Annotated in this window: 14 protein-coding genes; 8 read left to right on the forward strand and 6 right to left on the reverse strand. The window is 60.3% G+C overall.

What is annotated here, in order from left to right:
* The first annotated feature begins 200 nt into the window (after nt 1–200).
* From moaA to AC1DUY_RS26590, 4 genes are all read left to right on the forward strand, one after another.
* On the forward strand, nt 201–1,232 hold the full coding sequence (gene moaA / locus AC1DUY_RS26575; protein ID WP_120290996.1) for a GTP 3',8-cyclase MoaA: 1,032 nt from the start codon (nt 201–203) through the stop codon (nt 1,230–1,232).
* Between the two features lie 186 nt (nt 1,233–1,418).
* Nucleotides 1,419–1,955: a TRAP transporter small permease subunit gene (locus AC1DUY_RS26580; protein WP_089267141.1), complete on the forward strand. Its 537-nt coding sequence runs from the start codon at nt 1,419–1,421 to the stop codon at nt 1,953–1,955.
* Between the two features lie 75 nt (nt 1,956–2,030).
* Nucleotides 2,031–3,440, forward strand: coding sequence for a TRAP transporter large permease (locus AC1DUY_RS26585; RefSeq protein ID WP_120290994.1), 1,410 nt, complete (start codon nt 2,031–2,033; stop codon nt 3,438–3,440).
* 42 nt (nt 3,441–3,482) lie between these two features.
* Nucleotides 3,483–3,830, forward strand: a complete 348-nt coding sequence (locus AC1DUY_RS26590; RefSeq protein WP_184515675.1) for a GFA family protein — start codon at nt 3,483–3,485, stop codon at nt 3,828–3,830.
* Between the two features lie 5 nt (nt 3,831–3,835).
* Here AC1DUY_RS26590 and AC1DUY_RS26595 read toward each other — a convergent pair whose 3' ends face one another.
* From AC1DUY_RS26595 to AC1DUY_RS26610, 4 genes are all read right to left on the reverse strand, one after another.
* Nucleotides 3,836–4,585 (reverse strand): 2-keto-4-pentenoate hydratase, encoded by a 750-nt coding sequence (locus AC1DUY_RS26595; RefSeq protein ID WP_478118221.1) that lies wholly within the window; start codon nt 4,583–4,585, stop codon nt 3,836–3,838.
* Between the two features lie 186 nt (nt 4,586–4,771).
* Nucleotides 4,772–5,986: a hypothetical protein gene (locus AC1DUY_RS26600; RefSeq protein ID WP_478118223.1), complete on the reverse strand. Its 1,215-nt coding sequence runs from the start codon at nt 5,984–5,986 to the stop codon at nt 4,772–4,774.
* A gap of 212 nt (nt 5,987–6,198) precedes the next feature.
* Entirely contained in the window at nt 6,199–7,287 is a 1,089-nt protein-coding gene (locus AC1DUY_RS26605; RefSeq protein WP_184515671.1) for a TRAP transporter substrate-binding protein, read from the reverse strand.
* 203 nt (nt 7,288–7,490) lie between these two features.
* The gene (locus AC1DUY_RS26610; protein WP_478118225.1) at nt 7,491–8,672 is read right to left on the reverse strand and encodes an Mrp/NBP35 family ATP-binding protein; all 1,182 of its coding nucleotides are present in this window, start codon (nt 8,670–8,672) and stop codon (nt 7,491–7,493) included.
* A 313-nt stretch (nt 8,673–8,985) separates the two neighbouring features.
* On the opposite strand from AC1DUY_RS26610, the gene AC1DUY_RS26615 reads away from it, so the two are divergent.
* From AC1DUY_RS26615 to AC1DUY_RS26630, 4 genes are all read left to right on the forward strand, one after another.
* Nucleotides 8,986–9,855: an NAD(P)-dependent oxidoreductase gene (locus AC1DUY_RS26615; protein WP_231080950.1), complete on the forward strand. Its 870-nt coding sequence runs from the start codon at nt 8,986–8,988 to the stop codon at nt 9,853–9,855.
* Nucleotides 9,856–10,039: 184 nt separating this feature from the next.
* Entirely contained in the window at nt 10,040–11,641 is a 1,602-nt protein-coding gene (locus AC1DUY_RS26620; protein ID WP_093758930.1) for a sensor histidine kinase, read from the forward strand.
* A 45-nt stretch (nt 11,642–11,686) separates the two neighbouring features.
* Nucleotides 11,687–11,905 carry a DUF1289 domain-containing protein gene (locus AC1DUY_RS26625; RefSeq protein ID WP_068730727.1) on the forward strand — a complete coding sequence of 73 codons (219 nt, stop codon included), beginning with the start codon at nt 11,687–11,689 and terminating at the stop codon, nt 11,903–11,905.
* A gap of 10 nt (nt 11,906–11,915) precedes the next feature.
* Entirely contained in the window at nt 11,916–12,428 is a 513-nt protein-coding gene (locus AC1DUY_RS26630) for a TIGR02281 family clan AA aspartic protease (RefSeq protein WP_439076777.1), read from the forward strand.
* A gap of 5 nt (nt 12,429–12,433) precedes the next feature.
* On the opposite strand, the gene dusA is transcribed toward AC1DUY_RS26630, so the two are convergent.
* Complete coding sequence (gene dusA, locus AC1DUY_RS26635) at nt 12,434–13,429, reverse strand: tRNA dihydrouridine(20/20a) synthase DusA (protein ID WP_478118226.1); 996 nt, start codon at nt 13,427–13,429, stop codon at nt 12,434–12,436.
* A gap of 38 nt (nt 13,430–13,467) precedes the next feature.
* Nucleotides 13,468–14,730, reverse strand: a complete 1,263-nt coding sequence (gene serA, locus AC1DUY_RS26640) for a phosphoglycerate dehydrogenase (protein WP_089267132.1) — start codon at nt 14,728–14,730, stop codon at nt 13,468–13,470.
* Nucleotides 14,731–14,735 lie beyond the last annotated feature (5 nt).

Raw genomic sequence — 14,735 nt, forward strand, 5'->3', positions numbered from 1 at the left:
GTGCAGCAGCGCCTGTGCAGCAGCGCCTGCCGCGGCCCCGGCGGCCGCCGCATCTGCGGCGGGCTCGCCGTTCCCCGCCCCCCGCTGATCCACCAAACATATACGTTGGCGTGATTGTGCCAGCTGCAACCCGTGACTAGATTGAACGTGCGGCGTTTTTCGCCGCGCGAGCAATTCATGTTTTGCAGTCAGGCATCTGAATGACCGTCTCCGAGTTGAGCCCCGCCCTGGCCTCCTCTGCCATGACCGACCCGTTCGGCCGGCGGATCAACTATTTGCGTGTCTCGGTGACCGACCGCTGCGATCTGCGCTGCTTCTACTGCATGTCGGAAGACATGACGTTCCTGCCCAAGGCCGACCTGCTGACACTGGAAGAACTCGATCGGCTCTGCTCCGCATTCATCGCCAAGGGCGTGACCAAGCTGCGGCTCACTGGCGGCGAACCGCTGGTCCGGCGCAACGTCATGGGCCTCGTGCGTTCACTGTCGCGCCACCTCAAGACCGGCGCGCTGAAAGAGCTGACGCTGACCACCAACGGCTCGCTGCTGTCCAAATATGCCGCTGAACTGGCCGATTGCGGCGTGAAGCGCATCAACGTCTCGATGGACACGCTCGATCCCGTAAAATTCCGCACCATCACACGCTGGGGCGATCTCTCCAAGGTGCTGGCCGGCATCGACGCCGCGCAGGCAGCGGGCTTGGCCGTGAAGATCAATACGGTTGCCTTGAAGAACATGAATGAGGACGAGATCCCCTCATTGATCGAATGGGCCCACGGCCGCGATATGGCGCTGACGCTGATCGAAGTGATGCCGATGGGCGATATCGGCGAAGGCCGCATCGACCAGTATGTGCCGCTGTCTATGCTGCGCGCACGCCTGGCCAGTCAGTTCACGATGACCGATCTGACCGACGATACCGGCGGTCCTGCCCGCTATGTTCGCGTTGCTGAAACTGGCGGCAAGATCGGCTTCATCACGCCGATGACCCATAATTTCTGCGAGTCGTGCAATCGCGTGCGCATCACCTGCACCGGAACGATCCATACCTGCTTGGGCCACGAGGATGCCTCCGACCTCCGCAAGCCGCTGCGCGCTTCCGCCGACAACGACCTCCTGAACGCCACGATCGACCGCGCCATCGGCCTGAAGCCAAAGGGGCACGATTTCATCATCGATCGCCGCCACAACCGGCCGAGCGTCAGCCGGCATATGAGCGTGACCGGGGGGTAACCCACCGGCGGTGCTCCGTCCTTCCCCCTCGACCAATGGCCTGCGACAAACCGTCAATTTCCGATTGACGATTGCATGACGCGCTGAAATGGTGCCGCCGAATTCTTTCGCCCAGCGGAAAAAGCTGCGCTTTCTCAGTGAGAAAGACGTGATGAGCGGACAGCGGGGCGACTTTCGGGGGGAACTGTGGACGTACTCAAATTCACACGTGCGATCGATGCACTGAGCGATGTGTTCGGCTTCATCGCCAAGTGGCTCGTGCTGCTTGCCTGCCTCGTCAGCGCCGGCAACGCCACGATCCGTTATCTCTTCAACTATTCGTCGAACGGCTGGCTCGAAATCCAGTGGTACATGTTCGCGGGCATCGTGTTCTTCGGCGCGGCGCAGACACTGCGCCTCAATGAGCATGTGCGCGTCGATCTGCTCTATTCGGCCGTCTCCGATCGCGCGCGGCTGTGGATCGACATCATCGGCCTCTGCATCTTCCTGCTGCCGGCGATGACATACCTCACTTACATGACGTTCCCGTTTTTCCTGAATTCCTGGAATTCGCAGGAGGTCTCCAGCAATGCGGGCGGCCTGATCCTGTGGCCGGTGAAGCTGGTGCTGCCGCTCGGCTTTGGTCTGCTGCTACTGCAGGGTGTGGCCGAACTCGCCAAGCGCATCGCCGCGCTCGCCGGCGTCGTCAAGATCGACACCCATTACGAAGCGCCGCTGCAATAGCGGCGTTCGCTTTTTCAGCCTCTCGCATTTTGACCAATCCGTTCGATAGAACCAGTTCGATAGTCAGGACCACCGATGTTTTCCTACGGCGTGTTCCCCCCGCTGATGTTCGGCACCATGATCTGCTTCATGGTGTTCGGCTTCCCGGTCGCCTTCTCGCTGGCCGCGGTCGGCCTGTTCTTCGGCATTCTCGGCATCTTCACCGGTCACTTCGATCCGTCCTTCCTGCAGGCCCTGCCGTTCCGCTTCTACGGCACGATCTCGAACGACCTGCTGCTGTCGATCCCGTTCTTCACTTTCATGGGCGCAATCCTCGAGCGCTGCGGCCTTGCTGAAGATCTGCTCGAAGGCACCGGCCAGTTGTTCGGCAAGATCCCAGGCGGTCTCGCTTATGCGGTGATCCTGGTCGGCGCCGTGCTCGGCGCCATCACCGGCACCGTTGCGGCTTCGGTCATCGCCATGGGCGTGATCTCGCTGCCGATCATGATGCGCTACGGCTACGACATGAAGCTCGCCACCGGCGTCATCGCCGCATCGGGCACCATCACGCAGCTCATCCCTCCGTCGCTGGTGCTGATCGTACTCGCCGACCAGCTCGGCCGTTCGGTCGGCGACATGTATCTCGGCGCCATCGGCCCTTCGATCATCCAGGTCGTGATCTTCATTCTCTATATCGTCGTATTGTCGATCCTGAAGCCGAGCGCGATGCCGCCGATCCCGGAACATGCGCGCGAGCCCATGAACTGGAAGCTCATCAGCCGTGTGCTGTGGGGCATGATCCCCTCGATCGTGCTGATCTTCCTCGTGCTCGGCACCATTGGCCTCGGCCTCGCGACGCCCACCGAAGCCGGCGCCATGGGCGCGGTCGGCGCGATGGTGCTCGCCGCACTACATCGCCGCCTGACCTGGCCGCTGATCGACCAGGCGATGACATCGACCATGCGCCTGACCTCGATGGTGGTGTTCATCCTGATCGGCTCGACCTGCTTCAGCCTCGTCTTCCAGGGCATGGATGGTGCGCGCTGGATCGAGCATCTGCTCACCGGCCTGCCCGGCGGCGCGATCGGCTTCCTGATCTTCGTGAACATCTTCGTGTTCTTCCTGGCGTTCTTTCTCGACTTCTTCGAGATCGCCTTCATCATCATCCCGTTGCTGGCTCCGGTCGCGGCCAAGCTCGGCATCGATCTCGTCTGGTTCGGCGTGCTGCTCTGCGTGAACATGCAGACGTCATTCATGCATCCGCCGTTCGGCTTCGCGCTGTTCTATCTGCGCGGCATTGCACCGCCCGAAGTGAAGAGCCGCGATATCTATCTCGGCGCCTTGCCATGGGTCGGGATGCAGATCATCCTGGTGATCATCGTGATCTACTGGCCCGGTCTCGTGACTTACTGGATCGACAACACGGCTGTGGATACGTCCAACGTGAAGATCGAGATTCCGCAGATCGAGATGCCGGCGATGCCGGACTTCGGACCAGCAAAATAGCGAATGACGTTACTATCGCGCTTTACGATCAGGGGATAACCGATGCTGCATGAAGGAAGTTGCCATTGCGGCAACATCGCCTTTGAAGTCGAGGGCGATTTCAATTCGGCCATCGACTGCAACTGTTCGATGTGCCGGCGGCGCGGCGGCCTGCTCGCTTTCGTTCCACGCGACAAACTGGTGCTGAAAACCGCAAAAGAAAACCTGTCGACCTATACGTTCAATCACCACGCCATTCAGCATCACTTCTGCAGCACCTGCGGCATTGCCCCGTTCGGCGAAGGAAAAGCGCCCAACGGAATGATGATGGCATCGGTCAATGTGCGCTGCTTGCCTGCGGTCGATCTGAGCGCTCTGGATATCCAGCAGTTCGATGGCAAGGATCGCTAACGCGATCAGCCGACAAACATGATCTCGGCCTCGCCGAGCTTTTCAAATCGCACCACACAGTGATCGCCGGGCCTCAGGAACGGCATGCCGGTCCAGCTGCCTGTCGTGACGATATGCCCTGCTTTCAAGCCTCCGGCATCCCGCCACATATTGGCCAGCGCGATTGCAGCGGCAAGCGGATCGTCGGTCGGATGGCCGCCTTTGCGCTCCAGCACCGTCTCGCCGTTCACAACAAACGTGATGTGCAGGTTCGGCAAATCGAGATGTGACCAGTCGGCCATCTCAGGCCCGAGCACCAGCCCGCCATTGATCCCGCAATCGGCGAGCTGCTCCAACCGCGGCCGGCTCGTCGGCTCCCGAAACCGGCTGGAGACCACCTCGATGGCCGGCAGCACGGCCACGGATTGCGCCACCTCATCGCGCGTGTAGGGCGCGCTGCGCGCCGGCAGATCGCGGGTAAAGCGGAAGGCGACCTCGCCCTCGACGCCAAGATGCGGGACTTCAGCCACAGACATATGCGCCGGGCTCGAACGGATCATCCGGGCTTCGATCAGACCACGTGTCGGTTCGCCCTCGGGCGGCGCACCGGCCTTGAAGGCACCAATGGGCTGTCCGACGAGAGTGGCCACGCGATCCTGAATCTCGTGCGCCTCTCCTACCGAAGACGGCGTTACCGGAAGTCCTTCGATCTGCGTCCCGTTGCGGCGCGCTTCGGCAAGAATGTCGGCGGCTACGGCGATCTCGGGTTCGGTCATGACGGCATCTCTCAAGGATAAAAGCTCTGCGGCGTCCATGAGACTTAGCGGATTTCCGTGCCCGGCAATACCGCGCGGCATGCGTGCGTGCCCCAACAAAAAAGCCTGACCTTCTCGCGAGGCCGCGAGTGCCTGAACGGATCATGAAACTATCGAAGCCATACTCGATATCTCAAATCGCATTTGCTATCCGTTCTCATCTGTCTCATCGTGCCGCCAATATGCGTAATTAAACAAGGCATCCAGTTCAAGAAAGTCATTCAGCCGCAACTGATCTCTGACTAGCTGTGCCTCTTGGCAAAATAGAGCATAAGTCTCCGGACTCACATTCTCCTTGTTCGGCTTCGCAGGAAAAGTGAGAATATCGGCTCTTGATAGACCCGATACAGCGTTCTGATTCATGATCGCGAAGCGTTTGCTATCCAAGGCAAGCAATATCTCCGTTAGCAGATTAACCCCAGCCCGAGGAATTTGTTGGAATTGCTCATACAGCAACTGATACGCAACTGCCGGAGACGGATTTCTTAGTTGAAGAACTGCGACCAGCGCTTTCTTAAATTTCCCAGCATTTTTTGCGACAATGTTTTTGCCACGATGCAAACCACCGGAATGAAAGGTGCTTAAAAGCTGCTCATATTGTCTTGCGAAAGACTGCTGTGTTAGCTTTTGGGTTGAAGCCAGCGCCTTGATTATTCTTAAGGCATCTTGCTGAGTGTTTCGCCGAAGGCGGCGCTGCTCCTCAAACCCCTGCTCAGAGCGATCACGCTTCATGTCCCGAAGAAATCCTTCAAGGATATCGATACCAGCCGCGGGCTCGCGCTCTATCCTCTTAAAGCGCATTTCCGCGAGATTTTGATTTGCGCGATACAATTTATATAAGCGCTTATAGTCCTCGATCATGTCAGGCGTCGCTTCGACAAGCTCTTCCTGAATGATCAAGTCGTCGACATGTGCAGAAAACTCGCGGACAAGAACGCCGCTCGTATCTACGGACAAGGTTGAGGCCTCATAGTTGTCCCTCAAACCACCGGACGTGAAATTTGCAGAACCGACCAGTAGCGCAAATCCGGTCTTACTAGTGATTGCAAAAACCTTAGGATGGAAGGTCCACCTAGAACGACTGACATAAAGTTCGAGATCATACTTCTTATGCAGATTGAACAATCTCTGCAGAATATCTGGATCAGTCAGATAGAAGTCTAAGCTAACGGAAAATCTCGCCTTAAGACCATTTTTCAGGCTCGCGATTAGAGAGCTTTTTATCAGGTTGAAACCCGAAACTTTCGCGAATGCCACGACGCAATCAATTCGATCTGCGCCTTGAAGTAGTTCAGTTAAAGCCTGTTCATGAGAATTCTTTTCGCTATTGAAAACTAATTGAACGCTTTGCTTTTTTCTCACGTTGCACCCCTTCCAATTTTCTTGTTCTGAAAATTAAACAGGTAGCGCTGCCAAGTGGCATAAAGCAGACGCATAATTCGATTTATCGAATAGTCAATGCGGAATGAGAATGCTTTATCACGCCGCGGCGCTAACGAAATATCCTAACGCAAATATCAAAAAGCCCGACCTTCTCGCGAAGGCCGGGCTTCATGTTTGATCGAGGCTTAAGATCAGCCGCGGGTACGCGAGCGGATCATGAAGCTGTCGAAGGTGTATTCAGCGACCTGCCACCACAGATATTCGTCCGAACGATAGGCCTGCATCGCATCGATCGACTTCTTGAAGTCGGCGTTCTTCGCGGAGATTTCAGCCCAGAGTTCGTTGGTGGCCTTGAGGCATGCATCCAGAACTTCGTTGGTGAACGGACGCAGCTGCGTACCACCCGCGACGAGCTGCTTCAACGCCGCCGGGTTCTGCATGTCGTAACGAGCGGCCATCCAGCTGTTGGCATTGGCGCAGGCATTGGTCAGGATCGCCTGATAGCTCTTCGGCAGCGCATTGTACTTCTCGAGGTTGGTGAAGGCGTGGACCGTTGGGCCACCTTCCCAGAAACCTGGATAGTAGTAGTACTTCGCGACCTTCTGGAAGCCGAGCTTCTGATCGTCATAGGGACCGACCCACTCGGCAGCGTCGATGGTGCCTTTTTCCAGTGACGGATAGATGTCGCCGCCCGCGAGCTGCTGCGGCACAACGCCAACCTTCTGCAGTACCTGACCGGCGATGCCGCCGATGCGCATCTTGAGGCCGGAGAGATCGGCAACGGTCTTGATCTCCTTGCGGAACCAGCCGCCCATCTGGGTGCCGGTATTGCCGCAGGGGTGACCGATGACGCCAAACTTCTTGAAGAACTCGTTGCCGAGTTGTTCGCCGCCGCCCTGATACCACCAGGAGTTCTGCTGGCGCGCGTTCAGACCGAACGGCACCGATGCGAAGATCGCGAAGGTCGGATCCTTGCCGACATAGTAGTAGGACACGGTGTGGCACATTTCGACGGTGCCGTTCGATGTCGCATCGAGCGCCTGCAGACCGGGGACCAGTTCACCGGCCGCGAAGACCTGGATCTGGAATTTGTTGTCGGTCATTTCGGCGACCTGCTTCGCCATCATCTCGGCGCCGCCATAGATGGTGTCGAGCGACTTCGGGAAGCTCGATGCGAGGCGCCATTTGACCTCGGGCGCGGACTGCGCGATCGCCGGCGAGGCAACGGCGGCCACCGCGGCGCCGGCCGTCGAAACCTTCAAAAACTCACGACGCTTCATTCAAGCTCTCCTTTTGCGGGCGTTTTCCCTAGAATTCCTTTGAGCATATTCAGCGGCAAATCGTTGCGCGATTCAACCGAAGACGCTCTGGTGCAGAGGCTGTCTAACACGGTTATTCAGCCGCGGAAAACACGACGAACGTCGTTGCCAGCCCAATTGAACGAAAGTTCTATGCGACATCTCGGCCCCGGCCATCGGCCGGCTTACGCTGCCGCAATAATGCCCTGCAACCGGTCGCGGATCTGCGTGCCGATGGCCCGATAGATCGCCGCATGCGGGCCGTTGGGCTCGCTCACGACCACCGGCGTGCCGGCATCCGACATCGCGCGGATGGACATATGCAGCGGCACCTCGCCGAGGAACGGCACCTTGAGCCGCTCTGCCTCATGACGGGCGCCGCCATGGCCGAAAATGTCGGAGCGCGTGCCGCATTCCGGGCACTGGAAATAACTCATATTCTCGATGATGCCGAGCACGGGCACATTGACCTTGGTAAACATCGCAAGGCCGCGCCTCGCATCGATCAGCGCCAGATCCTGCGGCGTCGAGACAATCACAGCACCCTTCAGGGGCACGTTCTGCGCCAGCGTGAGTTGTGCATCGCCGGTGCCGGGGGGCATGTCGACGATAAGGACGTCGAGCGTACCCCAGGCGACATCGCGCAACATCTGGGTGATCGCCGACATCACCATCGGCCCGCGCCAGATCATCGCGGTCTCTTCCTCGACCAGGAAGCCGATCGACATGATCGACAGACCGAAGCGTTCGATCGGAATCATCTTCCTGTTGTCGTCGAGAACAGGCTTTTCATTGATGCCGGTCAGCCGCGGCACCGAAGGACCATAGATATCTGCGTCGAGCAGACCGACCTTCAGGCCGAGATCGCGCAGGCCCAGCGCCAGATTGAGCGCCGTCGTGGACTTGCCGACACCGCCCTTCCCCGAGGCCACCGCGATGATCGCGGCAACGCCAGGAATTTCAGCCTGTTTTGACATTGGCGAGTTGGCCGGGTTCGCATGCGGGCGATGCGCCGAGACCGGCTGCACGCCGCCGGACTGCGGACCATGCGAATGCCCACCGGGACCATGGGAATGTCCTGCGTGGTCGTGGCGCTGCGGCGCAGGCGGTGCGCTGCCCGGCTTGCGCTCGGCGGTCAGCGCGACCATTGCACCGGTAACACCAGGGATCGCCCGCACCGCGGCTTCCGCCTGCGCGCGCACGCTTTCCCAGGCCCGCGCTTCAGCGGCGTCCACATTGATCGAAAACAGCACCTTGCCGTCGGTCACGACGATCTCGGACAAAACATCCGCATGGATCAGCGGCACGCCGCGCGGCGATGTCACCTTGGCCAGACCATCCAGAACCTGCTGCTGCGAAACGCTCAATGCGTGTCTCCCGATCGACGGACAAACTAGACCGCACAGATAGAGAACTTCCGCCCTAAGTCCATGCCGTTTCTAGGCTATGTTGAGAATTCCGAGATTGCTCTGGCACAAGACCAGCACCAGATTTTCTTTTGCAGCGCACCATAGGCGGCTGCAGCCATGAGTGGTAACGGGGGCTTTGCCGCGTCCTGTGCAGCGACTATGCTGGCGCTCCTCATCACCAGCGATCTCGCCGCCACGAACCAGGGCGGCGCCTCACTTCCCAACAGTCGACGTTCGGCAGCAAAGCCGACAGCATCCAAAGGGTACGGACATGGCCAAAGTTGCATTTATCGGTCTCGGCGTCATGGGTTTCCCCATGGCCGGCCACCTTGCCACCAAGGGCGGCCACGAGGTCACCGTCTACAACCGAAACGCAGCCAAGGCCAAAGCATGGGTGGAGAAGTTCGGCGGCAAGTCCGCACCGACCCCAAAAGCGGCTGCCGAAGGCCAGGACTTCGTGATGTGCTGCGTCGGCAATGACGACGACCTGCGTTCGGTCACCATCGGCGCCGACGGCGCATTCAGCGGCATGACCAAGGGCGCGATCTTCGTCGATCACACCACCGCCTCCGCCGAAGTGGCCCGCGAGCTCGATGCCGCGGCGACCAAAGCCGGCTTCCAGTTCATCGACGCGCCAGTGTCGGGCGGCCAAGCTGGCGCAGAGAACGGCGCCCTGACCGTAATGTGCGGTGGCACCCAAGCGGCCTATACCAAGGTCGAACCGGTGATCACCGCCTACGCCAAGATGCAGAAGCTGCTCGGCCCCGCGGGCTCCGGCCAGCTCACCAAGATGGTCAACCAGATCTGCATCGCCGGCCTTGTCGAGGCGCTGTCCGAAGGCATTCACTTCGCCAAGAAGGCCGGTCTCGATGTGAATGCGGTGGTCGAGGTGATCTCCAAGGGCGCCGCGCAGTCGTGGCAGATGGAGAACCGTCACAAGACCATGAATGACGGAAAATTCGACTTCGGCTTCGCCGTCGAATGGATGCGCAAGGACCTCTCGATCTGTCTCGCCGAGGCCCGCCGCAACGGTGCCAGCCTGCCGGTCACGGCCACTGTCGATCAGTTCTACGGCGAGGTAGAAGCGCTCGGTGGCAAGCGGTGGGACACTTCAAGCCTCTTGGCAAGATTGCCCCGGTAACCATCTAGGTTTCCTGAACAAATCACGGCGGAGCGGCGCCCGACAGGCGCCCTCCGTCGATACCATTTTTATTGAATATTAACCGGATTACTTCGTTCTTTAAGGCACCTCTTAATGATTGTGCGGCACAGATAGGGTCTGTGAAAAACCGCGCGCGTTTGCGTGCAGGATTTGTGTACGAGTGATGAGTGAGCCCGCCGCCAGGCCCGAGGTCGTCCAGCTTCCGGCTGAAACGCCCGTCGCTGTTCCGCCGCGCAATCGCCGGGCGGCGCAACAGCGGGTGCGCGAAGCGCGCGACCGGCTGACCTCGACATCGGGAACGCGCCCCGCTTTCGATCGCGAACTGCTCCGCCAATACGCCCAGACCCGCCTCTCCGCCTCGCTCGTCATCACGCTGCTGGTGGTCGGCACAGGCATCCTGTTCGGGTTCTGGATGCAGCCGCTGCCGGCCGCCGCATGGTCATGCGGAATGCTGTGCATTCACGCGGTGATCCTGCGCGCCTGCAATCGCTATCTGGCGGAAACACCGACACCCAGCAGCACGCATAAATGGCGGCTGCGTTTTATCTTTCTGGATCTGCTCTACGGCCTGTCGTGGACGGTGATCCTCGTGCATCCGACCGGCGTCGACGTCGTCTCCAATTCGCTGATGATGTTCCTGATGCTGCTAGTGGTCGCGGTCTCCAGCATGCTCGCCGCAAGCCTGCCGATTGCCGCCTTTGCCGCCACCGCGCCGGTGACCCTCGGCGTAGCGCTGAGCTTCATCCTGCGCGGCACCTTCGACAACTACGTGCTGGCCGTTCTGGCTGTCGCCGCCGAGGGTTATTTCGCTCTGCTGGCGCAGCGGCTGCATTCGACCACGCTCGCGACACTGGAAGCCCGCGCCGAGAAGGACGCCCTGATCGGCGAGCTCGAACAGGCCAAGGCTATCTCCGACGAAGCGCGCCACCGCGCCGAAGCCGCCAATGTCGCCAAGTCGCGCTTCCTCGCGCAGATGAGCCATGAACTGCGCACGCCGCTGAACGCCATTCTCGGCTTTTCCGAAGTGATGAAGAGCGAGATCTTCGGTGGCCATGCCGTGCCGGTCTACAAGGACTACTCGGCCGACATCCATAATTCCGGCGTGCACCTTCTGAATCTCATCAACGAGATCCTCGATCTGTCACGCATCGAAGCCGGCCGCTACGAGCTGAACGAAGAAGCCGTGTCGCTCGTGCATGTCGTCGCGGACTGCCATCACCTCCTGAAGCTGCGCGCATCGAGCCGCGGCATCACCATCCACGAAGTATTCGAACATGGCATGCCGCGGGTCTGGGGCGACGAGCGCGCCTGCCGCCAGATCGTGCTGAACCTGCTGTCGAATTCGATCAAGTTCACGCCGCAGGGCGGCGAGATCTGGCTCAAAGTCGGCTGGACCGCCTCCGGCGGCCAGTATCTGAGCTGCAGGGACACCGGTTCGGGCATCGCCGAAGACGAGATCCCGATCGTGCTGGCCTCCTTCGGCCAGGGATCGAACTCGATCAAATCGGCCGAACAGGGTGCCGGTCTCGGTCTGCCGATCGCCAAGAGCCTGATCGACATGCATGGCGGCACATTCACGCTGAAATCGAAACTGCGGATCGGCACCGAGGTGATCATCACTTTCCCGCCGGAGCGTGTGATGTCCGCGCTTGCTCCGATGGCGCCCGATGGGCCACCGCTGCAACCCGATTACGAGATGAACGTCGCCGACGAAAAACGCCGAGCCCGTAACAAACCCATCATGAATGCAGGAACCGGGCTGTGATTTCGACGCTTGCGCAAGCGAGCCGATCCGCTTCAATATTACTGGATGAGCAAAGAAACGCCGTGCATCGCAGTCTGCTTCATCGACCCCAAGACCAAGCTCTGCCTCGGCTGCGGACGCACGCTGCCGGAGATCGCGCGCTGGGGAAAAATGGACAGCGCGGAGCGTCTGGATACGATGGCACTGCTGCCGGCCCGCATGGCCGAGGCGGGGCTGGAGCCTTCGTCAACATACGCAGCGAAGAGGACATCCGCGGCCACCTGAGAGGCTCGCCATGAGCCGGGTTTTTCTTCTTGTCATCGTCATCGTCGCGACTGCGGGCGCCGCCCTCGCCTATGGCGATCCCAAACAAATTTCCAAGGCCGGCAATCTCGTCACAGAAATTTTGCGCAAGCAAAGCCCACCGCCACTGCGGCTGGTCGACGTCCCGCGCGGCAATACGGGCGAATTCGGACTTCAGGCCAAGATCAACGGCGTCCAGACGGCGATGGTGATCGATACCGGCGCAACCTCGGTGGTGCTGACTTATGAAACCGCAAAGGCCGCGGGCCTGCCGCTCGAATTGCTCGACTACAATGTCGACGTCGAGACTGCGGGCGGCCGCACCAAGGCGGCGCGATTGACGCTGGATCGTCTGGCGGTCGGCAAACTCGTCGAGCGATCCGTCCCGGCGCTGGTGGTGCCGCGTGGGCAGATGAAGACCAACCTGCTGGGAATGAGCTTTCTCGATCGCCTGGAAAGCTGGGAAGTCCGCGCCGACAGACTGATGCTGCGCGGCTATCCGTAACCAGACTAGGCCGCTTCGGACACCGCAGGTTCGTCCTCAACTTGTGCAATGGCTTCCCGGAGCACATCAATGCCGGCGCCATGCTTGACGCCATTCTCCGCCAGATAACGCCGGAATGCGCGTGCGCCGCGCACGCCGTGGAATGCGCCGACAAAATGCCGGGTGATCGAATGCAGCCGCGTGCCCTGCGCGAGTTGATCCTCGATATAGGGCATCATCGCCGCGAAGGCGTCTTTCATCGTCGCATGCGGCGCGGGCTCGCCGAACAATTCGGGATCCACCGACAGCAGCCGCCACGGCTCCTGATAGGCCGCGCGGCCGAGCATCGCGCCATCCACATGCGCCAGATGTTCGGCGGCTTCAGTGATGCCGATGATGCCGCCATTAATGACGATCGGCACGTCGGGCATTGCCGCCTTGAGCCGATAGACGCGATCGTAGTTCAGCGGCGGAATGTTGCGGTTCTCTTTCGGCGACAGGCCGTTGAGCCACGCCTTGCGCGCATGCACGATCAGGCCATCGGCGCCGGCGGCGACCACCGCGCGTGCCAGCGTATCGAGTGCGACTTCGGGATCCTGATCGTCGATGCCGATGCGGCACTTGACGGTGACCGGCACGTCCACGGCCTGCTTCATCGCGGCCACACCGCGCGCCACCAGATCCGGCTCGGCCATCAGGCACGCCCCGAAGCGCCCGTCCTTCACACGATCCGAGGGGCAGCCAACATTGATGTTGATTTCGTCATAGCCGAAATCCACGCCGATCTTCGCAGCCTCCGCGAGGTGCGCCGGCTCCGAACCACCAAGCTGCAGCGCCACCGGATGTTCACTGTCGTCAAAGCCAAGCAGCCGCGCACGGTCGCCATGGATCACGGCGCCCGTCGTCAGCATCTCCGTATAGAGCCGCGCCCGTCGCGACAGCAGACGATGGAAGACGCGGCAATGCCGGTCGGTCCAGTCCATCATCGGGGCGATGGAGAAACGGATGTCCTCGTGCTTCAAGCGTCTATTCCATGTCGTTCGTTGAGCAGAACCAGGGCTCAGTCCTTGTATTCATACAACAAGCGCGCGCGGATCGTACCTTCCAGCGCCCTAATATCCGCCAGCACCCGCTCGCTATCCGCCGCCGATGCATCGGCATCGAGGACGACATAGCCGATGTCGTTGTTGGTCTCGTAATATTGCGCGGCGATGTTGACCGCATGGCGCGCCAGCACCTCGTTCAGCCGTCCCAGCATGCCCGGAACGTTGCGCTGGACCTGGATGAATCGGGTACCTGACGGGCGCGCCGGCAGTTGTACCTGCGGGAAGTTCACCGTACCCATAGTCGACCCGCTGTCGCTGTAGTCGATCAGTTTGCGTGCGACTTCCGCGCCGATGCGCTCCTGAGCTTCTTCGGTGGAGCCGCCGACATGCGGCGTAAGGATGACGTTCTCCAGACCCTGCAGTGGGGTCACGAAGCGCTCCTGATTGGAGCTGGGCTCGACGGGGAATACGTCGACGGCCGCACCACGCAATTTGCCCTGGCGCAGTGCATCGGCCAACGCATCGAGATCGACCACGGTGCCGCGGCTGTTGTTGATGAAATAGGCGCCGTCCTTCATGGCGGCGAACTCGTCGCGACCGATCATCCCCTGCGTGGCCGGTGTCTCCGGCACATGCATGCTGACCACATCGCTCTGCGCTAGCAGTTCCTGCAGGCTTCCTACAGGTTCGGTGTTGCCGTGACGCAATCGATCGGTGTGATCGTAGAAGATCACGCGCATGCCCAGTGCTTCCGCCAGGTTCGAGAGCTGCGAGCCGATGCTGCCGTAACCGACGATGCCGAGCGTCTTACCGCGCACTTCATAGCTGTTATTGGCGGATTTCTCCCAACCGCCTTCATGCGCCAGATTGGAGCGCGAGATGATCCGGCGGAACAGCATGACGATCTCGCCGATCACCAGTTCGGCAACCGAGCGCGTATTCGAGAACGGCGCGTTGAACACCGGAATGCCACTACGGCGCGCCGCGTCGATATCCACCTGATTGGTGCCGACGCTGAAGCAACCGATCGCGATCAGCCGGTCCGCGGCATCGAGCACGTCCTGGGTGATCTGCGTGCGCGACCGGATACCGAGAATGTGTACGCCCTTGAGTGCTTCCTTCAGCTCATTGCCACCGAGCGCCTTGGAGAGCCGCGTCACGCTCGAATAGCCCGCCGCCTCGATCAGCTCGACCGCGCTGTCGTTCACGCCTTCGAGCAGAAGGATTTTGATCTTGTCTTTCGGGAGGGAAAGCTGCGGCAAAGGCAGGCTGTTCATGGTCA

This window comes from Tardiphaga sp. P4_G1 (assembly GCF_056401215.1).